This is a genomic window from Kribbella sp. NPDC026611, from assembly GCF_040638345.1.
In the GTDB taxonomy this organism is placed as follows: domain Bacteria; phylum Actinomycetota; class Actinomycetes; order Propionibacteriales; family Kribbellaceae; genus Kribbella.
Map to the genome: position 1 here is coordinate 456823 of NZ_JBEZYC010000001.1, position 21987 is coordinate 478809.

19 protein-coding genes are annotated in these 21987 nt (G+C 68.9%); 16 read left to right on the forward strand and 3 right to left on the reverse strand.

Annotated features, from left to right (window positions below):
* Positions 1–62 precede the first annotated feature (62 nt).
* The 3 genes from AB0E69_RS02290 to AB0E69_RS02300 all read left to right on the forward strand — a co-directional run bounded on the left by AB0E69_RS02290 (position 63) and on the right by AB0E69_RS02300 (position 2466).
* A complete protein-coding gene (locus AB0E69_RS02290; RefSeq protein WP_008356322.1) occupies positions 63–164 on the forward strand; it encodes an AURKAIP1/COX24 domain-containing protein in 102 nt (33 codons plus the stop codon).
* Positions 165–227: 63 nt separating this feature from the next.
* A complete protein-coding gene (locus tag AB0E69_RS02295; protein WP_360138193.1) occupies positions 228–1235 on the forward strand; it encodes an NAD-dependent epimerase/dehydratase family protein in 1008 nt (335 codons plus the stop codon).
* The gene (locus tag AB0E69_RS02300) at positions 1228–2466 is read left to right on the forward strand and encodes a lysophospholipid acyltransferase family protein (protein ID WP_360138196.1); all 1239 of its coding nucleotides are present in this window, start codon (positions 1228–1230) and stop codon (positions 2464–2466) included. Before AB0E69_RS02295 ends, AB0E69_RS02300 begins: the two co-directional genes overlap by 8 nt.
* Positions 2467–2558: 92 nt before the next feature.
* Here the strand turns inward: AB0E69_RS02300 and AB0E69_RS02305 are convergent, their stop codons facing one another.
* Positions 2559–3677: a DUF5667 domain-containing protein gene (locus tag AB0E69_RS02305; protein WP_360138199.1), complete on the reverse strand. Its 1119-nt coding sequence runs from the start codon at positions 3675–3677 to the stop codon at positions 2559–2561.
* 208 nt (positions 3678–3885) lie between these two features.
* Positions 3886–4458, reverse strand: a complete 573-nt coding sequence (locus AB0E69_RS02310; RefSeq protein ID WP_328525886.1) for a sigma-70 family RNA polymerase sigma factor — start codon at positions 4456–4458, stop codon at positions 3886–3888.
* Between the two features lie 354 nt (positions 4459–4812).
* Between AB0E69_RS02310 and AB0E69_RS02315 the strand changes: the two genes are divergently transcribed.
* The 9 genes from AB0E69_RS02315 to AB0E69_RS02355 all read left to right on the forward strand — a co-directional run bounded on the left by AB0E69_RS02315 (position 4813) and on the right by AB0E69_RS02355 (position 15855).
* The gene (locus AB0E69_RS02315; RefSeq protein WP_360138202.1) at positions 4813–6261 is read left to right on the forward strand and encodes an AMP-binding protein; all 1449 of its coding nucleotides are present in this window, start codon (positions 4813–4815) and stop codon (positions 6259–6261) included.
* The gene (locus AB0E69_RS02320; protein ID WP_360138205.1) at positions 6258–6494 is read left to right on the forward strand and encodes a glutaredoxin family protein; all 237 of its coding nucleotides are present in this window, start codon (positions 6258–6260) and stop codon (positions 6492–6494) included. Before AB0E69_RS02315 ends, AB0E69_RS02320 begins: the two co-directional genes overlap by 4 nt.
* A 115-nt stretch (positions 6495–6609) precedes the next feature.
* Complete coding sequence (locus AB0E69_RS02325) at positions 6610–7368, forward strand: redox-sensing transcriptional repressor Rex (RefSeq protein ID WP_360138207.1); 759 nt, start codon at positions 6610–6612, stop codon at positions 7366–7368.
* A complete protein-coding gene (locus tag AB0E69_RS02330) occupies positions 7365–8642 on the forward strand; it encodes a glutamyl-tRNA reductase (protein WP_360138210.1) in 1278 nt (425 codons plus the stop codon). The genes AB0E69_RS02325 and AB0E69_RS02330 overlap by 4 nt, the downstream gene beginning before the upstream one ends.
* On the forward strand, positions 8639–9520 hold the full coding sequence (gene hemC / locus AB0E69_RS02335) for a hydroxymethylbilane synthase (RefSeq protein WP_360138213.1): 882 nt from the start codon (positions 8639–8641) through the stop codon (positions 9518–9520). Before AB0E69_RS02330 ends, hemC begins: the two co-directional genes overlap by 4 nt.
* Complete coding sequence (locus tag AB0E69_RS02340; RefSeq protein WP_360138216.1) at positions 9517–11244, forward strand: uroporphyrinogen-III synthase; 1728 nt, start codon at positions 9517–9519, stop codon at positions 11242–11244. Before hemC ends, AB0E69_RS02340 begins: the two co-directional genes overlap by 4 nt.
* A gap of 1 nt (position 11245) precedes the next feature.
* Positions 11246–12223: a porphobilinogen synthase gene (hemB, locus tag AB0E69_RS02345; RefSeq protein WP_360138219.1), complete on the forward strand. Its 978-nt coding sequence runs from the start codon at positions 11246–11248 to the stop codon at positions 12221–12223.
* A 574-nt stretch (positions 12224–12797) separates the two neighbouring features.
* Positions 12798–14294 (forward strand): hypothetical protein, encoded by a 1497-nt coding sequence (locus AB0E69_RS02350; RefSeq protein WP_360138222.1) that lies wholly within the window; start codon positions 12798–12800, stop codon positions 14292–14294.
* Between the two features lie 64 nt (positions 14295–14358).
* Positions 14359–15855, forward strand: coding sequence for a P-loop NTPase fold protein (locus AB0E69_RS02355; RefSeq protein ID WP_360138225.1), 1497 nt, complete (start codon positions 14359–14361; stop codon positions 15853–15855).
* Positions 15856–15872: 17 nt separating this feature from the next.
* Here the strand turns inward: AB0E69_RS02355 and AB0E69_RS02360 are convergent, their stop codons facing one another.
* Complete coding sequence (locus tag AB0E69_RS02360; RefSeq protein ID WP_360138228.1) at positions 15873–17495, reverse strand: hypothetical protein; 1623 nt, start codon at positions 17493–17495, stop codon at positions 15873–15875.
* Between the two features lie 235 nt (positions 17496–17730).
* Between AB0E69_RS02360 and AB0E69_RS02365 the strand changes: the two genes are divergently transcribed.
* From AB0E69_RS02365 to AB0E69_RS02380, 4 genes are read left to right on the forward strand one after another with little or no spacing between them, the layout of a single operon-like run.
* Entirely contained in the window at positions 17731–18666 is a 936-nt protein-coding gene (locus AB0E69_RS02365; protein ID WP_360138231.1) for a sugar ABC transporter permease, read from the forward strand.
* The gene (locus AB0E69_RS02370) at positions 18656–19549 is read left to right on the forward strand and encodes a carbohydrate ABC transporter permease (protein ID WP_360138234.1); all 894 of its coding nucleotides are present in this window, start codon (positions 18656–18658) and stop codon (positions 19547–19549) included. The genes AB0E69_RS02365 and AB0E69_RS02370 overlap by 11 nt, the downstream gene beginning before the upstream one ends.
* Before the next feature lie 26 nt (positions 19550–19575).
* Positions 19576–20886, forward strand: coding sequence for a sugar ABC transporter substrate-binding protein (locus tag AB0E69_RS02375; RefSeq protein WP_360138237.1), 1311 nt, complete (start codon positions 19576–19578; stop codon positions 20884–20886).
* Complete coding sequence (locus AB0E69_RS02380) at positions 20887–21984, forward strand: Gfo/Idh/MocA family oxidoreductase (RefSeq protein ID WP_360138239.1); 1098 nt, start codon at positions 20887–20889, stop codon at positions 21982–21984.
* Positions 21985–21987: the final 3 nt, after the last annotated feature.

Consider the following 21987-nt stretch of genomic DNA (forward strand, 5'->3'; position numbering starts at 1 on the left):
GTTGGGGATGGGACCTGCGGGTAAGCTTTGCCGACGTTCTCTTTGAGTTTGGATGGTCGACTGTGGGTTCAGTTATCAAGAAGCGCCGGAAGCGGATGGCGAAGAAGAAGCACCGCAAGCTGCTGAAGAAGACGCGGGTGCAGCGCCGCAAGCTCGGCAAGTAGGCAGTCCGGCCGCGCCGGTCCGGCGCGGCGCTCGTGGGGTTGCTGTCTGGCTGGGGGTCTCTCGTGGCACAGGTGGTAATGGTGACCGGCGTCTCCCGGGACGCCGGTGCTTGGTGTGCCCGCAGACTGGCTGACGATCCGTCGATCGACACCGTGCTCGGCGTGGACGTGGTTCCGCCGCGGGCCGAGCTGGGCCGGGTCCGGTTCGTCCGGGCCGATATCCGCAACCCCGTGATCGCCAAGGTGATCGCCGCCGAGGACGTCGACACGGTCGTCCACACCGGTGTCGTGGCGACCCCTGGCAGCGCCGGCGGCCGGTCGTCGATGAAGGAGATCAACGTCATCGGCACCATGCAGCTGCTCGCCGCCTGCCAGAAGGCGCCCGGCGTGGCCAAGCTCGTGGTGAAGTCGTCGACCACCGTGTACGGCGCGGGGCCGCGCGACCCGGCCCTGTTCACCGAGGAGATGGCGCCGCGGGCGATCCACCAGACCGGACTGAGCAAGGACGCGGTCGAGGTAGAGGGGTACGTGCGCGGCTTCGCCCGGCGCCGCCCCGACGTCTGCGTCACCACGCTCCGGATGGCGAACTGGATCGGCCCCAAGACCGACTCCCCGATGACGCGGTACTTCGGCCTGCCCGTCGTACCGACCGTCTTCGGGTACGACGCCCGCCTGCAGTTCCTGCACGAGGACGACGGGGTCGAGGCGATCCGGCTGGCGACGGTCGAGAATCTGCCGGGGACGTTCAACCTCGCCGGCGACGGGATGATCTCGCTCTCCCAGGCGATCCGGCGACTCGGCCGGCCGACGCTGCGGTTGCCCTCGTTCACCGCGTCCAGCACCGCGGCCGTCGTCCGCCGGGCCCGGTTGGCGGACTTCTCGCCGGACCAGATCACGTTCCTGACGTTCGGGCGGGGTGTGGACACGACGCGGATGCGGTCGGAGTTCGGGTTCGAGCCGAAGTACACGACCGCGGAGGCGTTCGACGACTTCCGCGCCGCGCTGGGGACCGGCGCGGTGACGCGAGCCTCGGGCTTGCTGGCCGCCGGGCTTGGAGCCCTGCGTGGCTGACGCGGACGTCATTCCCATCGGCTCGGGAGGCCGCCCGGGACGCGGATCGGGCAGCCGTACGACGCCCTCCGCCGCCGCCCGCGCGCTGGCGGGACCGAACGCGCGCTCGAAGAAGAAGGTGCGCCAGGGCAAGAACCGGCCCGCGGACGGAGCGGGCGAGACCGTCGAGCCGATCACGGACCTACCGACCGGCGCAGCCCGTGCGGGCGCAGCCGGCGCCGGCGCCGCGAGCGCAGGAGGTCCTGGGGCAGCAGGCGATGCGGCGGATCTCGGTGCCGGCGGTGGTGCGGCCGATCCCGGTGCCAGCGGTGGTGCGGAGGTGTCCGAGCCAGGGCTCGCCGGGTTCGCGGGGGTTGATTTTGCTCGGCTCGAGCGAGTTGTGCGGGAGTTGTTCGGTGAGGAGGGGGAGCAGCGGGTCGCCCAGTGGCTTGCCTTCCTGCGCCGGCGGCTGACAGGTGAGTACGAGATCGACGAGTTCGGCTACGACTCCGACCTCACCGATCAGGTGCTGCTGCCGCTGCTGCGACCGCTGGCCGAGAAGTGGTTCCGGGTCGAGGTGCGCGGCGTCGAGAACATCCCCGACACCGGCAGCGCGCTGATCGTCGCAAACCACTCCGGCACGATGCCGCTCGACGGACTCATCACCCAGCTGATCGTCGCCGACCACACCGGCCGGCCGCTCCGGACCCTTGCGGCGGACCTCGTCTTCAAGACCCCGTTCGTCGGCGAGCTCTCCCGCAAGGGCGGCGCGACCCTCGCCAACAACGACGACGCCGAGCGGCTCCTCCGCGGCGGCAACCTGGTCGGCGTCTGGCCCGAGGGCTTCAAGGGCCTCGGCAAACCGTTCAGCGAGCGGTACAAGCTGCAGCGCTTCGGCCGCGGCGGATTCGTCAGCGCCGCGATGCGTACCGGCGTACCGATCGTCCCGTGCTCGATCGTCGGCGCCGAGGAGATCTACCCACTCGTCGGCAACCTCGCGTCGCTCGCCCGCCTGGTCGGGGTCCCGTACATCCCGGTCACCCCGTTCTTCCCGCTGCTCGGCCCGCTCGGGATGATCCCGCTCCCGTCCAAGTGGCTGATCGAGTTCGGTGAGCCGATCCGCACCGACGACTTCCCGCAGGGCGCCGCCGACGACCCGATGCTCGTCTTCAACGTCACCGACCAGGTCCGCGAAACCATTCAGCAGACCCTCTACACCCTGCTGATGCAACGCCGCAGCGTCTTCTTCTGACCGGCCGGAGGAACTGCGCCGGCCGCGGCGCAAAGCAAAGCCCGGCCCACACATCCCCGAAGCAGGGGGTGAGGGGCCGGGCTGTGCGAGCTCTACTTCCAGGGTGGAAGGAGAGTCTGCAGGACGCCGGGGATGTTGATGATCGGCGTCGGCAAGGACAGCGTCGGGAACGGCCAGGGCCAGGACTGAGTGGCCGACGGGGTCGGGAGGGTGGGCAGTTTTGGCGTCGTAATCGGCGAGCTCGACGACGACGGCTTGGGCGGTGTCTTCAGCGACGTCGGCGGCGGGGTCTCCGACTGCTGCAGGATCGTCGGGTTCGGCACCTGGCTCTGCTTGGTGCTGGGGACCACCGTGGTGGACACCCCCGGCGTCGGAACCGTGGTCGACGGCTTGGTGCTCGTGCTGCCGTTGACCGGGTTGCTCGGCTGGTTGCCGTTGTTGTTGCCAGGACTGGTCCGGCCCGGCTGGGTCCCACCGCCCGTCTTCGGCGCGTCGCACTTGGCACACGCTGCCTTGGCGATCCGCTGAAGCTCCTCGATCGTGGAGAACGCCTCGACGGCGGACTTCAGCGATTCCGGCGGCAGTTTCGGGGCGAGCTCACCAAGAGCCTGGCGGGCGTTCGTGATGAAGCTGGTGATCGCCACGATCGAGCTGGTGTCGCCGTCCTGCTGGTACGACGCGACCAGCCGGGACACGCCCTTGCGGGACTGTCCGGAGAAGGTCGTCAGCGTCGCGTTGATCGTGCCGACAGAACCACCGGAATCGGCGAGCTGCCGGACCTCGGACAATCGGGTCATCGCGTGCTCGAGGTCGCGCCGGCCGCGGGAGTCGTCGCCGACGCCCAGGTTGGTCGACACGTTCTCGATGCTGCGCTTCATGCCGTACAGGCTGTCGCCGGGCATCGCCTGCTGCGCAGCGGCAGCGGAACCGATGCCACCTCCGAGCAGGACCAGCGCGGCGGTACTGGCCACGAGCCGGATCCGCCGGCCGTGACGAAGGCGGATATCTGTCACGGACGCGCCAACGTCCTCGCTACCCGGCGGGTCGTCCGAGTCTTCCGGAGTGCTGCGCACCATGGTCGGAGTGGCAGTCGTCGCCGCCCGCGCCGCCGCCTGCTCCAACAGGCGGTGCCGCAGCTCGGCACTGAACTCCGGTCGCGGTGCCACTGCGCCGGCGGTCCTCAGCCGTCCGACCAGCTCCACAGCTTCCATCAACTCAGGGTCTTCGCTCAGTCGCGTGGAGTGACGGGGCCCGTGATCAACGGCGTGCGCGAATGCCTCCGCGCGCGCTCGAGCCCTGTGTAGGTCACTCATGATGTTCGTTCTCCTCAATGGCCAGTCGGGATTACCGACGGGTCCTCATGAAGAGGAACGAGGAAACTCACTGACGGGTTACGAAAGACATTCGTTGTCATCCGCCTCACCTCAAGTCCTTGGGGATAACCTTCGCCAAGTGCCGTACGGCCCTCAGTTGCAGTTGCTTGACGGCGCCTTCGGACTTCTCCAGCGCCTTGGCCGTTTCCGCGATCGACAAACCGGCGAAGAACCGCATCGTCAGGCAGTCGCGCTGCTCGTCGGGCAAGCCCGCGACGGCGTCCCGCAGGACCTCGGCGGTGGCGGCGGCCAGTACGTCGACCTCCGGCCCCTCGGTCTGCCGGTCGTGCGTCTCGATCTCGTCCGTGACCACTTCCAGCCGGACCCGGCCGGACTTGTAGTGGTCGGTGATCAGGTTCCTGGCGATCGTCACCAGCCAGGCCCCGAAGTCCCGGCCCTGCCAGCGGAACGAGTCCAGCGCGCGCAGCGCCCGGACGAAGGTCTCACTGGTCAGGTCCTCGGCGAGTGCCGATGACGACACCCGTGCGTAGATGTAGCGATAGACGGTGAGCGAGTACTCGTCGTACAGCTCCCCGAAGGCACCGACGTCCCCGGCCTGGGCGCGATCGACGAGCTCTGCCCGTCTCATCCCGTCCGGGCTTGGCTCCGGCGTGGTCAAGATCTCTCCCCGTTCAACTGACACGTCGTCTGACACATCCGCGAATGGCCACAACGGCTGAGACAGCACCGAACGTTACGTGAGAATCACGCGCTGTCAACAGCCTGAGGCGTGCCGCCTTCCGTCCGGTCGATCGTCACGAATGCGCCAGCGGACCACATCCCCAGGCGGGAGCAGTCTGCTGTTCGGGGATCAAGGCGCATGGTTCCCCGACGCGGACGGTTTCTGCAGTGTGAGGTTCAGCAGAAGCGCGCCCACGAGTTCACCTGTATATCTGTCGTTACGCTCCGCTGCAACCGTTCCGGGCAAGCCGGTCGGTCCCGGAGCGGAACTCGGCCGTGGCAGACTCGCCTGGTGAACGTGAATTTCGCGGACCTTCTTCGTGACACAGCGCAACGTCACGGCGAGCGTCCCGCGCTGGTCGACGGGGATCGGCGAATGTCCTGGGGCGAGCTCGACCAGGCCGTCGACCGGACCGCGCAGGGGCTCGCCGCGGCCGGCCTGGTGCCGGGGTACCGGGTCCTCCTGCTGCTTGCCAATGGCATCGATTTCGTCACGTCCTACCTGGGCATTCTCCGCGCCGGACTGGTTGCCGTGCCGCTGAACACCGGGCTCACCAAGCCCGAGGTGGACACCGTCGTGGCGCATTCCGGGGCCCGGCTGGCGATCGCCTCCGCGGACCTCGCGGACCGCGTCGAGGGGATCCGGACGGTTGCCCCGGGCACCCTCGAAGGTAACGCACAGTTACCGGCGACGGGCGATCCGGAGAAGCTCGCGGTGCTGCTCTACACGTCCGGAACAAGTGGAGATCCCCGCGCCGCGATGCTCAGCCATCAGGCCCTGCGGGCCAACGTGAAGAACCTCTCCGACCTCGGCGAGGACCGGATGGGCCCGGAGGACGTGGTCCTCAGCGTGCTCCCGATGTTCCACGCCTTCGGGCTGAACGCCGTCCTCGGCTGGGCCGTCGCCACCGGCGCGGCGCAGATCGTCGAGCAGCGGTTCGAGCCCGGCCGGGCCCTCGACCTGATCAGCAAGTACGGCGTGACGCGGCTGCCGCTGGCTCCGCCCGCCCTGCACGCGCTGCTGGCCAGGTCCGACCTGCGCGACGCGCTGAAGAACGTCAAGGTTGTGCTGACCGGGGCATCCACGCTCGACCGCGCGCTCGCGGTCCGGTTCGAGCAGGCGAGCGGCCTGCACGTCCACCAGGGGTATGGCCTCACCGAGGCGTCCCCGGGCGTCACCACGACGCTGGGCGAGAGCGAGCCGAAGCCCGGCTCGGTCGGGCGCCCGCTGCCGAACGTCGAACTGCGGATCGCCGACGACGAGGGCGAGGATGTCGAGGGTGACGACGCCGGCGAGATCCTGATCCGCGGTGCGAACCTGTTCTCCGGCTACTGGCCGGACGGCGTCGGCGGTCCGGATCAGGACGGCTGGTACCGGACCGGCGACGTCGGGTTCGTCGACGCCGACGGCGACCTGTTCCTGGTCGACCGGCTGCGCGAGCTGATCATCGTGTCCGGCTTCAACGTGTTCCCGAGTGAGGTCGAGGACGTACTGGTCGCGGCTCCGGGCGTCCGGGAGGCGGCGGTCATCGGCGTACCGTCTCAGGAGACTGGGGAGGCCGTGAAGGCGTTCGTCGTACCGGAGCCGGATGCGGAGCTGGATGTTGCCGAGGTCCGCGCGTACGCCGAGACCCGCTTGGCGCGGTTCAAGTCGCCGGTGGAGATCGAGCTGGTGGACAACCTGCCGCACTCGGTCACCGGCAAGGTGGCGAAGGGCCGGTTGCGGGGGAGCGGGCGATGAGCCGGGTCACGCTGTACGGGAAGCCGGGCTGTCACCTCTGCGACGACGCCCGCGAGATCGTCCAGGCGGTCTGCGCCGAGCTCGGCGTGGAGTGGTCCGAGGTGGACATCACGCAGGATGACCGGCTGTTCACGGAGTATGGCGACCAGATCCCGGTCACGTTCGTCGACGGCAAGCAGCACGACTTCTGGCGGGTGGACCCAAGTCGGCTCAGGAAGGCCTTGACAAAGTAGCCGGTGTTCCCGACGTCACCCTCGCCGATTTTGTTCTCACGTTCACAAGCTCCTAGAGTAAGAGACGCCGCCGGCCGTCAGACCGCGGTGTGAACCAACCGCTCCCAGGAGAATTGTGACGCGTGCCAGCAGCCGTCGACCGGGCCCGCCGACGAGAACCGAACGCGGCATCCCCGAGGCGACTGTCGCGCGCTTGCCGGTCTACCTGCGGGCGCTGACCGCGCTCTCGGACAACGGCATCGCGACCGCGTCCAGCGAGGACCTGGCCACCGCAGCGGGCGTGAACTCGGCCAAGCTCCGCAAGGACCTCTCCTACCTGGGCTCGTACGGCACCCGCGGCGTCGGGTACGACGTCGAGTACCTGCGGTACCAGATCGCCCGCGAGATCGGCGTCACCCAGGACTGGGCCGTGGTCATCGTCGGAATCGGAAACCTGGGCCACGCGCTGGCGAACTACTCCGGCTTCGGCACCCGCGGCTTCCGCATCGTCGCCCTGCTGGACGCGGACCCGAAGCTGGTCGGCGAGCGGATCGGCGACATGGAGGTCCGCGACTTCGCCGAGCTCGAGGACATCGTCGAGCGCGACCGGGTCTCGATCGGCGTCATCACCACGCCCGCCGGTCCGGCCCAGGAAGTCTGCGACCGGCTGGTCGCCGCCGGGGTCACCAGCATCCTGAACTTCGCGCCGGTGGTGCTGTCCGTGCCCGACGGCGTCGACATCCGCAAGGTGGACCTCTCGATCGAGTTGCAGATCCTGGCGTACCACGAACAACGCAAGTCCGGAGAGGCGGCGCTCCCCCAGGTGCCCGAGCTACCAACGATGAACGGTCTGGCCCCTGAGCTGCCGAGTGTTGGTGGGGGTGTGGGCGCATGAGTTACCTGGTCGTCGGCATCAGTCATCGCAGCGCCGCCATCAACGTGCTCGAGCGGGTCGCGCTCGACCCGGAGGCGGCGACCAAGCTCGCGCTGGCGGTCAAGCAGACGCCGGCCGCCGCGGAGTCGGCAGTGATCGCGACCTGCAACCGCACCGAGGTCTACGCGGTCGTCGACCGCTTCCACGCCGGGATGGACGAGGTCACCGCGATCCTCTCCGACGTCACCGGCGTACCGCTGCTGGACCTGGCCGAGCACCTCTACGTGCACTTCGAGGAAGGCGCGGTCGCGCACCTCTACCAGGTCGCCGTCGGGCTGGACTCGATGATCGTCGGCGAGAGCCAGATCCTCGGCCAGCTGAAGGAAACGCTGCGCGTCGGCCAGGACCTGGAGACGATCGGCACCGAGCTGAACGCCCTGTTCCAGCACGCGTTGCGGGTCGGCAAGCGGGCGCGGGCCGAGACCGGCATCGACGCCGCCGGCCGCTCGGTCGTCTCGGCCGGGCTGGAAGCCGTCGGCGGCGGCGAGGGCCGCCGCGCACTGATCGTCGGCGCCGGGTCGATGGCCTCGCTGGCCGCGCAGACGCTGATGAACGGCGGCGCCGCCTCGGTGACGATTGCCAACCGCAACTATGACCGCGCGGTCGCGCTGACCGACCGGATCGGTGGCACGGCGATCCAGCTCGCCGCGGTTCCGGATGCCTTGCGGGACGCCGATCTGGTCGTCTCCTGCACCGGCGCCCGCGGCGTCGTGCTGACCGAGGAGATGATCCGGAACGCGTCCGACGGGCGGCCGTTCGGCGTCCTGGACGTTGCCCTGCCGCGCGATGTCGCGCCGGAGGTGGCCCAGATCCCGGGCGTCACGCTGGTCACGCTCGCCGACCTCGCCGGTACGGCGGGCGGCAGCCAGGACGACATCGACGAGGTACGGCGGATCGTCCACGAGGAGACCGGCGCGTTCGAGGCGACCCGGCGGGCCGCTTCCGTCGCGCCGACCGTGGTCGCGCTGCGGTCGATGGCGACCGAGCTGGTCGACTCCGAGCTGGCCCGGCTGGACCGCAGGCTGCCCGGCCTGGACGAGACCCAGCGGCACGAGGTCGCGCGGACCATCCGCCGCGTGGTCGACAAACTGCTGCACAACCCGACGGTCCGCGTGAAGGAGCTCGGCGGCGATCCGGGCGGCCCGACGTACGCCGATGCGCTGCGGCAACTGTTCGCGCTCGACCAGGCGACCGTCGAGGCGGTCACCACTCCGAAGGGCGGTGAGCACGCATGATCCGCCTTGGTACGCGGCGTTCGAAGCTTGCGACGGCACAGTCCACGCTGGTCGCCGACCAGCTGCGCGCGGCCGGCCACGAGGTCGAGCTGGTGCTGATCACCACGACCGGCGACGTGAACCGCGCCCCGGTCGAGCAGATCGGCGGCACCGGGATCTTCGTCAGCGCGCTGCGCGACGCCCTGTTCGCGGGCGAGATCGACATCGCCGTGCACTCGCTCAAGGACCTGCCGACGGCGCCGCTCGAGGGGCTGACTCTCGGCGCAATCCCGGTCCGCGAGGACCCGCGGGACGTGCTGGTCGCCCGCGACGGACTGACGCTCGGCGAGCTGCCGCACGGTGCGCTGATCGGGACAGGCGCTGCCCGCCGGGTCGCGCAGATCGACGCGCTCGGCCTGGGTGTCGAGTGCACGGGCATCCGGGGCAACGTCGACACCCGGATCTCCTTCGTGACCGATGGCAAATTGGACGCGGTGGTGCTCGCGAGGGCAGGGTTGTCCCGGCTGGGACGGCTCGCCGAGGTGACCGAGACGCTGGACCCGATCCAGGTGCTGCCGGCCCCGGGCCAAGGTGCGCTGGCGATCGAGTGCCGGGCGGACGACACCGAGGTGCTGGCCGCGCTGGCTCCGCTGGACGACCCGGCCACCCGCGCGGCGGTGACGGCGGAACGGCAATTGCTGGCCACGCTCGAGGCAGGGTGCACGGCTCCGGTCGGCGCGCTCGCCGAGGTGGTCGAGGGTGAGGACGGCCCCGAGCTCTGGCTGCGGGGCGCGCTCGGCCAGGACGACGGCGTACGGCGGCTCTCCGCGAACGGGCCGGTGGACGACCCAGTTGCCCTCGGCAAGGCGCTGGCGAACGAGCTGCTGGAGCGAACATGACACCGGCGCAGGGCACGAGTACCACGCAGAAGACGGCCCACAGGACGAGCAGGAAAACGACGACGAGGGCGAAGGCAGACGTGAGCGCGAAGACAGCCGCCACCGCGGCACCGCAGAAGGCTGCGACCAGTACCGTCAAGCAGACCAAACCGCTCGGCCACGTCACGTTCGTCGGCGTCGGCCCGGGCGACCCGGCGCTGCTGACGCTCGCCGGCCGCGACGTGCTCGCCGGAGCCGACGCGGTCGTTGTCGAGGGCCCCGAGCACAACGCGTTCCTGGCGTACTGCCGGCCGGGCGTCGAGGTCATCGACGGCTCCGGTGCCGAGGGCAGCCGGGCGCTGAAGGTCGCGGCCCGGGCCCGGCTCGTCGTGAAGACGGCCAAGACCGCCGCGAACGTCGTACGGCTGCTGACCGGCGACCCGTTCACCTTCTCCAGCGGCGCCGAGGAGGCGGCCGCGTGCAAGAAGGCGGGGATCGGGTTCAACATCGTGCCCGGCGTGAGCGAGGTCAGCGCGGTACCGACGTACGCCGGTATCCCGCTGACGATGAAGGGCGATCGCGAGGTCACCGTCGTCGACCTGCTCGAGGCCAAGCTCGACCTGTCCCGGCTGCAGCCGAAGCAGACGTTGGTGCTGCTGAACGCGACCGAGGTGCTGAAGGAGACCGTGGTCGCGCTGATCGAGGCCGGCTTCGACTCGAACACGCCGGTCGCCGCGACGGTCGGTGGTACGACGACCGCGCAGACCAGCGTCGTGGGGACCTTGGAGACGATCGTCGCGGACCTGCGGGCGGCGAAGGTCGTCGGCGAGGCCGTGATCGTGGTCGGCGCGGTGGTCGAGCAGCGCGAGGCGCTGTCGTGGTTCGAGACCAAGCCGCTGTTCGGCTGGCGGATCCTGGTACCGCGGACGAAGGACCAGGCCGGCCCGCTGATGGACCGCCTGCGCCGGTACGGCGCGATGCCGGAAGAGGTGCCGACTATCTCCGTCGAGCCGCCGCGCAACCCGCAGCAGATGGACAAGGCGATCCGCGGTCTGGTCGAGGGACGCTACGAGTGGGTCGCCTTCACCTCCGTGAACGCGGTGAAGGCGGTGCGGGAGAAGTTCGACGAGTACGGGCTGGACGCGCGGGCGTTCTCCGGGCTGAAGATCGCGGCGGTCGGCGACAAGACCGCCGAGGCGATCGGCGCCTGGGGCATCCGCCCGGACCTGGTCCCGTCCGGCGAGCAGTCCGCGGCCGGGCTGGTCGAGGACTGGCCGCCGTACGACGAGCTGCTCGACCCGATCAACCGGGTCTTCCTGCCGCGCGCCGACATCGCGACCGAGACGCTCGTCGCCGGGCTCACCGATCTGGGCTGGGAGGTCGACGACGTCACGGCGTACCGGACCGTCCGGGCCGCCCCGCCGCCCGCGCCGACCCGCGAGGCGATCAAGTCCGGCAAGTTCGACGCGGTGGTCTTCACCTCGTCGTCGACCGTCCGGAACCTGGTCGGGATCGCGGGCAAGCCGCACGCCTCGACGGTGATCGCGGTGATCGGGCCGGCCACGCTGAAGACCGCCGAGGAGCACGGGCTGCGCGTCGACGCGATGGCGGAGACGCCGTCCGCCGAGGAGCTGGCCGACGCCCTGGCCCGGTTCGGTGCGGACCGACGTGACACCATGGTGGAGGCCGGGGAACCGGTCACCCGTCCGTCCGAGCGTCGCTCGGGCTCTCGTCGGAAGAGCTGAAATGCCTGGATTCCCGGAAGTGAGGCCACGGCGACTCCGGTCGACCGCGGCGGTACGCCGACTGGTCGCCGAGACGACGCTGGAACCGCGGCAGCTGATCCTGCCGATGTTCGTCCGGGAAGACATCACCGAACCGGTCCCGATCAAGTCGATGCCCGGTGTCGTGCAGCACAGCCGGGACTCGGCGCGCAAGGCAGTGGTCGAGGCGGCATCGCTCGGTCTCGGCGGCGTGATGCTGTTCGGCGTACCTGCCGTTCAGGACGAGGTCGGGTCTGGTGCAGTCGATCCGAACGGGATCCTGAACGTCGCGATCGCCGACGCGGTGTCCGAGGTCGGCGACTCGTTGCTGGTGATGTCGGACCTGTGCATCGACGAGTTCACCTCGCACGGTCACTGCGGCGTACTGGACGCCGACGGCCGCGTGGACAACGACGCGACCCTGCGCATCTACGCCGAGATGGGGGTCGCGCAGGCCTCTGCCGGTGCGCACGTCGTCGGCCCGTCCGGGATGATGGACGGCCAGGTCGGCGTGGTCCGTTCGGCCCTGGACGCGGCCGGCTTCATCGACACCGTGATCCTGGCGTACGCCGTGAAGTACGCGTCGGCCTTCTTCGGACCGTTCCGCGAGGCCGTCGGCTCGTCGCTCCAGGGTGACCGGAAGACGTACCAGCAGGACAACGCCAACGCCCGCGACGCGATCCGCGAGGTCGACCTGGACGTCGCCGAGGGCGCGGACATCGTGATGGTGAAGCCGGCGCTGGCCTACCTCGACATCATCCGCCAGGTCCGCGACCACGTGAACGTGCCGGTTGCTGCGTACAACATCTCCGGCGAGTACGCGATGGTCGAAGCCGCTGCTGCCAACGGATGGATCAACCGGGAAGCCGCGATCCTGGAAACCCTGACGTCGATCCGCCGGGCCGGCGCCGACACAATCCTCACCTACTGGGCTGCGGAAGCCGTTCATCTACTCCGGTAGTTCGCCCCCACGCTCGCTACGCGGTCGCTAGGTCGTCGCTCCGCTCCTCCGACGCGCCCACTCCGCGAGCTCCCACCCACCCTCCGGCTTACCGCCGGCATCCTGCCAGCTGGCGCCTCGCTTGTTGCTCGCTGGCGTTCGCGGGTGACTGCCGCGGGCTGGCGTCCTACTCGTCGTACTGCTGGTGAGTGGTGCTGGTGGTTACCCCAGCGCGGTGCTACGCGCGGCTCCTTCGTCGCCGTGCTGCGCGCCGCCCCACCCACCCTGTTTGTTCGGGGCTGCCGCCCCGGGGTTCCCGGCTGGCGCCGCGGGGTTGCTCGCTGCGCTCGCGGGTGACTGCCCCGGGCTGGCGCACTACACGGACGGGCTGCTGGTGAGTGGGTGCTCCTGGTGGTAGTCCAGCACGGTGCGCGTGGCGATGTTCGTCGTTGATGCCGGCGCCGACACAATCCTCACCTACTGGCCGCGTGGCCGCGGAAGCCGTTCATTTGCTGCGGTAGCCCGTCCCACGTCCCCAGCAGGTGACCTTGGCTGGGGTTACATTCGGGCGGTCGGCCGGATGAGGGGGATGGGTGTGGACGAGCCTGCGGGTCGGTCGGTGATCGACGAACAGACTCGGGATCAGGGTGAGCTGGCGTACCGGGTCACCGGATCTCGGCACGGGATTGTCCGGAACATTCACGCGGCCGGGGCGGCCGCGGGGCGGATCGTGCAGTTGCTTCAGGAGCAGCGGGGCGAGCTGAACTCGATGGCGATCGCGGCCGGCTTGGCAACGAATGCGAAGACGCCGGAGCACGATCAGCAGGTGGTCACCGGCTATCTGCGGGGAAGTGCGTTGCTGGCGCGTACGGCGTTGCAGCAGGCAACGGATGCGATGCAGGCGGCCCGGACGTCGCTCGAGACAGCCGTCGGTCGCGCCGGCGAAGGGCTCGACGCGATGAAAGCGATGGGTCCTGAGCGACTCGCCCGGATCGATGGAGCCGCTGCGCTGCCTGGCGATTTCGAACGTCTGCAGTCAGCCGGGGAGTTCGCTGGGCTTTTCGAGCAGGCTCGACCAGCGCTGGACGAAGTACGCAAGCACGTGGACAACATGCGGGCCAGCACCGGGGGTGCCGACAGCGGGCGACAGGCCGCGGACAAGCTCGCGGCCGAAGGCCCAGAGATGTTCGACGAGATCAGCGCCAAGATGGTGCAGCTCCAGGACGGCCTGGCCGAGCTGGCACCGCCGGAGCCGCAGCGGTCCGACGAGCAGGATCCCGCCGCTGCCGTGAGCGCTGATCCGGAGGTCGGCTGGGCGACGGCCACGGCCACGATGGTCGCAGCAGGAGATCGGATGCGGGAGTTGGAGGCGGCGCTGCCGGAGGTGGCCGAGGCCGTTCGTGATCAGGCGCGGGCGGTCGATCGTTCGTTCAACCCGCTCCTGAGTATGGAGGCTTACGGCCTGCGCCGAGAGGGCCTGACCGCCGAGGAAGCAGTACGCGTCGTGCAGCGTGAGGCGAGCCAAGTCCGCGACGGGCTAGGCGACGCCGACTGGCAACTGGAGGACGTACAACGGACGCTGGATGAGCTGACCGACTCGGCGACTGCCGGGCGGGACACCCTGATGGACATCGGGCGAGGCGAGCCGCTCCAGGAGCGCTTCGACCGTCTCGCCGCCGTCACCGCGGCGGCGCAGTACGTCGTCGGCAAGGGCCGGGCGACGATCGCTGCCGTCCGGGAGGACCTCCGTCCAGTCGCGGCAGATGGTCTCGGCGGGAGACACCTCGAGGTCCAGCGTGCCGGCCGGACGGCGAGGGAGCTGATTGACGGCGTCACCCAGGAATACCGTGAGTTGACGCTTGATCTCCAGTCGCTCGCCACCGATCCGACACCGGGCGCGAAGCCGGGGCTGTTGGTACGGGCCGAACGGGCCGCCGGCGAGGTCCAGCACGCGCAGGCCGTCGGGATGACACCGACCGGGCTCGGGACGGGCTCGACGCGCGCCGCGCGGTCCGGTACCCCGCAGAACGGCCCCGCCGCTCGGCCTACGACTCATCAGGCTCGCACAGCGCCGCACGTTCCCGGTCTCTGACCAACGCCGGACAGTTCCCCCGGCGCCCGACCTCCGGCAGACTGTTTGCGGGGGTGGGGGAAGTATGAGTAGTGAGTTGTTGCCGATTGTGGCTGATACTCCTAGTGAGCGGCCGGGGATGGGGTTCGGGGCTTATGGGGAGGCTATTGCGGCTGCTATCCGGGGTGGGCGGCCGGCGCAGTTCACGGTGGGGATCTATGGGTCCTGGGGGAGTGGGAAGTCGTCATTGCTGAACGCTGTCCGGGTTGAGTTGGCCAAGGACCCGGGGGTGCTCGCGGTGCCGTTCGATGCCTGGCGGTACGAGCGGGCCGACCACATCGTCGTGCCGATGCTGAACGCGATCTACAACGCGAGCCCGGAGCTCAACGACCGCAAGTTGACCGAGAAGGTGCGGTCGGCGCTGGCGTCGGTGGTGCGGAGCGTGACGATCAGCTTGGGGCCGGTGAAGTTCGATCCGGGCGCCGCGTTCGTGTCGGTGGGGGACGACGAGCGGTACGCCGACGCGCTCAATTCGGCGTACGTGCGCCCGTATCAGGATCTGCACGCGCTCACCGGTGCGCTCGGGGATCGCCGGATCGTCGTGCTCGTGGACGATCTGGACCGGTGCTCGCCGGACAAGGTCGTGTCATTGCTAGAGGCAATCAACTTGGTACTGGACGTGCCGGGATTCGTGTTCGTGCTGGCGCTGGACTACGACGTGCTGGTGCGCGCGGTGACCGCGAAGTATCCGCACGCGTCGGGGCATGTGTTCATCGAGAAGATGGTGCAGGTGCCGTTCCGGGTGCCGCGGCTGGACATCCGGCCGGAGGTGTTTCTCGACGAGCTCGTGCCGGGGTGGCGGCCGCCGGACGACGACTTCAGCGCGATCGCGTACGACGTCGCCACGCTCGGGCTCGCGGTCAACCCGCGGCAGGTGAAACGATTCATCAACTCGTTCCTGCTGCTGCTCCGGATTGCCGGCGTGCGCGCGATCACCGCCAGTCCGCGGCTGATCGCCGGGCTGGTCGGACTCCAGCTCCGGTGGCCGGCGGAGTACCAGGACGTCGCCAACGCGGTGTACGCCGAGGACAACGATCCGCTCGCCGTGCTGCAGTCGACCGACCAACCTGAGCTGGGCAGGTACGCCACGGCCTTCTTCAAGCCGGCGCCGCGCGGTGAAGAGCTGCGCGCCGTCATGCACCTCACCGAGACCGTCGCGCAGCCCGAGGCGTTCAACGGGTTCTACCCGGCCGAGACCGTCAGCGCCCAGGAACTGCGAGATGTCGCGACCGCGGAGATCCGCGCCGCGCTGGTTTCGAAAGGTTTCACCGAGTCGGCCCGCGCAGCCGGGATCTACGTCCACCGCGACCTGCCGTACCACCGGGTGCGGATCGCCAAGACTGTCGTCCGGTTCGAGGTCAAGGACACCACCGGCCGTTGGGTGCTCGGCGTCTCCATCTGGTTGTCGAAGGCGTTGCCGGAGGCAATCGAGCTGATCGACGACTTCCCGAAGCTGCGCCGCGTCACCAGCGCCGGCGCTTCAGCGACTCATAGCACCATCGCCCAAGAGGCGATGACCTAGCAGCCGGCGACGTTCGGTCAGCTCAATCGCAGCTGCAGCATCTGGCGCCGGGGAGTACGTCCGGTGAGGTAGACGCGAACCCCGTCCGGTACCAGATCCGCGCCCAGGTAGGTGTAGACCTCACCCGGGTCCATCGCCACCCGCAGCGGACCGCTCCCGGGGCCGAACTCGATCCGGTCGGTGCCCACGGCGTACGAACCGGTCCCGGACGTCAGCTGATAGTTGCCTGAGGCATCCAACGTATCGGCACCAGTCAGTACGCCGCCCGGCCGGAAGCACAGCTCGATCGCGTACACCGTCTCGTCGCCGGAGAACTCGAAGCTCAGGTCGAAGCCGCGCGCGACCTCCACGATCGTGACCTCGGTGCGCAGCGTGCGGTACTCGCGAGGCCGGTCGGAGAAGTCCATCGCGGAGTAGAAGCGACCGTCCCACCCCAACTCGTACTGCCCATTGGTGCGACGAAGCTGCGGCGGGAGTGGAAGGTGATACGGCACCCGGGACTCGTCAAACAGCCGGTACGTGTTCGAGCCCAGGACCTGCAAACCCTTACTGCGAAAGTGGCCGGTGCCGAAGAACTGAGGTGACAGGCGGACCGAGTCGAGGATTGCGTTGCCGGTGCGGGCCTTGAAGAAGGTGGGGTTGGTGGACAGGCCGGAGGCGATCACGCCGAGGTTGTCGGTGCCGCCGAAGACGGTTGCCGTTCGTGAGTCGTGGCGGATCCGGACCGAGGCTTGTGACGGGAAGTGGTGCACGAAGTCCGTTGGTGCGGAGCCGGCCGGCAAAGCGGCAGCAAGTGCGGGTTGTTCGAGGATGTCGGCCAGGAAGTCGCCCAGCTCGCCCACCCCTCGGGTTTCGATCGCGCGCGCAACCGCGGCGAAGCGGCCATCTCCATCCAGCAGTGCGAGCTCGCGGAACTGCATGAGGTACCACCAGACGTCCCGCATCGACTTCTGGTCCTGGCGGCGGGAGGCGATCGTGTCGACCTCGCCATTCGGCTCCAGCAAGTAGAGCGTCGCCTCGAGGTTGCGACGGACGTAAGCCAGCAAGTCCGGGCGATCCTGTAGCCGGGCTAGGGTGAGCAGGCTTGGGTTTGTCACCTCGGCGGCGTACGTCGAGCTGCGTTCGCTGTAGATGCCGTCCGGTGTGGCGTCGATTCCTTCGGCCAGCCACTCGTCGATCCGGGCAACGTACTGCGGGTCGGGGAACAACGCGTTCACCCGGGCCAGTGCCGCCGACACCTCCCACCGATGGTTCGGGGTATGGACGCCACCCGCCGCCAGTGCCGGCCCGGCCCTGCGGATCACCTCCCCGAGCGACGGCGTCCCGCCGAGCAACGCGTAGACCATGCACACGTCCTGGATCACGAACGCGGTGTCCGGCGGCGAGTGCAGGTTCCCGACGTCGTACAACCCGTCCGGGTGCTGCCGCGCGACCAGCTCGGCCATCAGCCATCCCAGCGACTCGAGCAACGCGCCGTCGCGGTGGTACGCCGAGCGGTCCGAGACGAAGCCGGCCGCCAGCCGCCGTGCCTTCCGCGCCACCGCCCGGGCGCTGTCGGACTGATCCCGGTAGTCGGTCAGCAACGCCGACACCTGCGCGTCGTTGGCCCGCGTCAGCAACGTCAAGAACTCGAGATCCACACCGGTAACGCTAGAGCGCGTCTCCCAATCCCACGCCTACTGCGCTGCACCCGGCACGGCACCGCACCGAGCACATGCTCGCTACGGCGTGGAATCGGGAGACACGCCTTAGCCGCTGTCAAGAGTTCGCCGACGTCCGGATCCGGTCAGCACGGACCCTTCCGAAGCCTTGCGTAAACCGGTTTCTCAGACTAGTTTCACCCGTCAAGGCAAGCGCTTTCCGGAGGTGGTCGCATTGAGCGCGCTGGGCGAACTCGGCAGCCTCCGGAAGCGAAAGGCCGGTGCGGCGGGGAAGGCATCCAAGCGGGACAACCTCGCGGGGTACCTGTTCCTCACCCCGTGGTTGCTGGGGCTGTTCCTGATCACGATCGGGCCGATGCTGGCCTCGCTCTACCTGTCCTTCACGGACTACAACCTGATCCAGGCCCCGCAGTGGATCGGCCTGGAGAACTTCACCCGGATGCTCTCCGACGAGCGCCTGCACAACTCGCTCCGGGTCACGTTCACGTACGTCTTCGTCTCGGTCCCGCTGCAGCTCGGCCTCGCGCTGCTGCTGGCCGTGGTCCTCGACCGAGGCGTCCGCGGCATGGCGTTCTACCGGTCGATCTTCTACCTGCCGTCGCTGCTCGGCTCGAGCGTCGCGATCGCGATCCTCTGGCGCCAGGTCTTCGGCACCACCGGCCTGCTCAACCAGCTCCTCGACGTGGTCGGTATCCACGGCAAGGGCTGGATCTCCGACCCCAGTACGGCGCTCGGCACGCTGGTCGTCCTGAACGTCTGGACCTTCGGCTCGCCGATGGTGATCTTCCTCGCTGGTCTGCGCCAGATCCCGGCCATGTACTACGAAGCCGCGTCGGTCGACGGCGCCGGCGTACTGCGGCGGTTCTTCAGCATCACGCTGCCGCTGCTGACGCCGATCGTGTTCTTCAACCTGGTGCTGCAGATCATCCACGCGTTCCAGTCGTTCACGCAGGCGTTCGTGGTCTCCGGCGGCAGCGGCGGACCGTCCGACTCGACGATGTTCTTCACGCTGTACCTGTACGACCGCGGCTTCGGGAACTTCGACATGGGCTACGCCTCCGCGATGGCCTGGTTCCTCCTGGTCATCATCGGCGTCTTCACGGCCGCGAACTTCTTCCTCTCGAAGTACTGGGTGTTCTATGACGACTGAGACTGTGTCCCGTACGTCCCGTACGGTCGCCGCCCGGCGGCCGGTCCGGATCACCTGGGCGCGGGTGCGCCCGGTGGTGATCCACGTCGTGCTGGCCGCCTCGGCCCTGGTGATGCTGTACCCGGTGATCTGGATGGTGGTCAGCTCGCTGCGGCCGGGCAACGAGATCTTCCGCGACCCCGGGATCCTGGTGAAGGACCTGCGGATCGACAACTACCGGGTCGGCTGGCACGCGCTGACCGAACCGTTCACGCGGTACCTGCTGAACTCCGCGGTCGTGGTCCTCGGCTCGATCGTCGGCAACCTGGTGTCCTGCTCGCTGGCGGCGTACGCGTTCGCCCGGCTGGAGTTCGTCGGCAAGAAGTTCTGGTTCGCGATCATGCTGATCAGCATCATGCTGCCGATCCACGTGGTGATCGTGCCGCAGTACATCCTGTTCTCGCACCTGGGCTGGATCAACACCGTACTGCCGCTGATCGTGCCGAAGCTGCTCGCCACCGACGCGTTCTTCGTCTTCCTGATGGTGCAGTTCATCCGCGGCATCCCGCGCGAGCTCGACGAGGCGGCCCGGATCGACGGCTGCGGCAAGGCGTCGATCTTCCTGCGGATCATCCTGCCGCTGATGGTGCCGGCGCTCGCCACCACGACGATCTTCACGTTCATCTGGACCTGGAACGACTTCTTCAGCCAGCTGATCTACCTGACCGACCCGCACATGTACACGGTCCCGGTCGCGCTCCGGTCGTTCGTCGACTCGACCTCGAGTACGTCGTGGGGCTCGATGTTCGCGATGTCCGTGGTGTCGCTGGTCCCGGTCTTCCTCGCCTTCCTGCTCGGCCAGCGGTTCCTGATCAAGGGCATCGCGACCACCGGAATCAAGTAGCAGTCCCGCCCGGAAAGGTTCCCACCATGAGGCAGCACATTCCCCGCGCCGTGGCCGCGATCGCCCTCGCCACCACCCTGCTCGCCGCCAGCGCCTGCGGCGGCGACTCCGGTGGCCCGGGCGGCTCGTCGAAGGCGGCCGACGGCAAGGTCACCCTCCGGTTCACCTGGTGGGGATCGGACACCCGGACCAAGCTCACCCAACAGGTCATCGACGCGTACCAGAAGGACCATCCGAACGTCACGATCAAGGGCGAGTTCGGCGAGTGGGCCGGGTACTGGGACAAGCTCGCGACCACGGTCGCGGCGAACGACGCCCCGGACATCATCCAGATGGACGAGAAGTACCTGCGCGAGTACGCCGACCGCGGCGCGCTGCTCGACCTGAAGAAGGCGCAGGGCCTGGACACCGGCAAGTTCGAGCCGGACACGCTCGGCGCCGGCGAGTTCGACGGCGGGCTGTACGGGCTGAATGCCGGCATCAACTCCTTCGCGGTGATCGCGAACCCGGCCGTGTTCAAGGCGGCCGGGGTGGCGATGCCGGACGACACCACGTGGACCTGGGACGACTTCGCCCGGATCTCCGCCGAGATCTCCGGCAAGCTGAACGGCAAAGGCTGGGGGACCGGCGCGATCGGGACCAACGAGGCGGGCCTGAACCTGTGGGCCCGGCAGAACGGCGAGTCGCTCTGGACCAAGGACGGCAAGCTCGGCGTCTCCCAGGACAAGACCACAGACTTCTTCAAGTACGTGCTGAAGCTGCGGGACACGAAGGCGATCCCGTCGGCGGAGTTCACCGCGCAGGACATGAATGCGCCGCTCGACCAGTCCGCGTTCGCGACCGGCAAGCTCGCGATGAGCTTCGTCTGGAGCAACCAGTTGCTGGCCTTCAGCAAGGCGTCCGGGCAGCAGCTGAAACTGCTCCGGATCCCGAGCACCGACGGCAAGGCCGCCGACAACGGTTCGTACTACAAGGGGTCGATGTTCTGGTCGATCTCGTCGCGGTCGAAGCACCAGAAGGAGGCCGCGGAGTTCGTCAACTACCTGGCCAACAGCACCACGGCCGGCAACATCCTGCTGGCCGAGCGCGGCGTACCGCCGAACACCGAGATCCGGACCGAGGTGACACCCAAGCTGAAGCCGGCCGACGCCACCTCGGCGAAGTTCATCCAGGACATCGGCAAGGAGCTCGGCGAGCCGTCCCCCGCGCCGCCGGTCGGTGGTGGTCAGGTGGAGAAGATCATCCAGCGCTACACGACCGAGGTACTGTTCGGCCGGCAGGCGCCGGACCAGGCCGCGAAGGCGTTCCTGGACGAGGTCAACGGGGAGCTCAAGTAGGTGTCAATCGGTAGACCGCGGGTGGCCGTGGCCGGTGTCCACGGCCACGGCGCCCGGCATGTCGACAATGTCCTCCGCCTGGCTGGAGCGGGCCAGGCGGAGCTCGTCGGCGTCGCGGACCCGCGACCCGCCGACCTCGGCGCCCCGGCGTACGGCAGTCTTCAGGAGTTGCTCGAGGCAACCGATGTCGACGTGGTGATCATCAGCACCCCGATCCAAACCCACGTCCCGCTGGCAACCCTCGCCCTGCGGACCGGCGCCGACGTGCTGCTGGAAAAGCCGCCCACCGCGTCTCTCGCGGAGTTCGAGGAACTGCTGAAGGTCGTGGACGAGACCGGGCGGGCCTGCCAGGTCGGTTTCCAGGCGCAAGCATCCGAGGCGACGCTGACGCTTCGCTCGATGATGTCGGCAGGCGACCTGGGCGAGATCCGCGGCATCAGCGCGACCGGCAAGTGGGTACGGACGGCAAAGTACTTCGACCGCGCGCGCTGGGCAGGGCGGCGGACGCTGGACGGCGTACCCGTGGTGGACGGCGCCGTGACCAACCCGCTCGCCCACGCGACCGCGGCAGCTCTGCTGCTGGACGGCTCTACGAGCGTCGACGACATCAGCCGGGTGGAGACCGACCTCTACCGCGCCAACCCCATCGAGTCCGACGACACCTCGACAGTCCGCATCACCACCACCCGAGGTACGACGATCCTCGTCGCCGTCACGCTGTGCGCGACCGAGCACCTGGAGCCCGAGCTCGTCGTCCACGGCAGCAAGCGTGAGGCGGCACTGCGGTACGCCACCGACGAACTCGACGACGCGAAGTACGACCGCGCCGACCTGCTCGAGAACCTGCTGGCGCACCGCGCCGACCGCGGCGTCCCGCTCTTCTGCCCATTGGTAGCAACCGGCGGCTTCACCCGAGTCGTCGAGGCCATCCGGACCGCCGCCGACCCGGCCGAGATCCCGGCCGACCTGGTGCAGTGGGAAGGCGAAGGACCGGACCGCCGCCCGATCGTCCGCGACGTAGAAGCCTGGATCGACCGTGCAGCGGCCCAGCGACAGCTGTTCAGCGAGCTGAGAGCGCCCTGGACTACCCACGGCTGACTC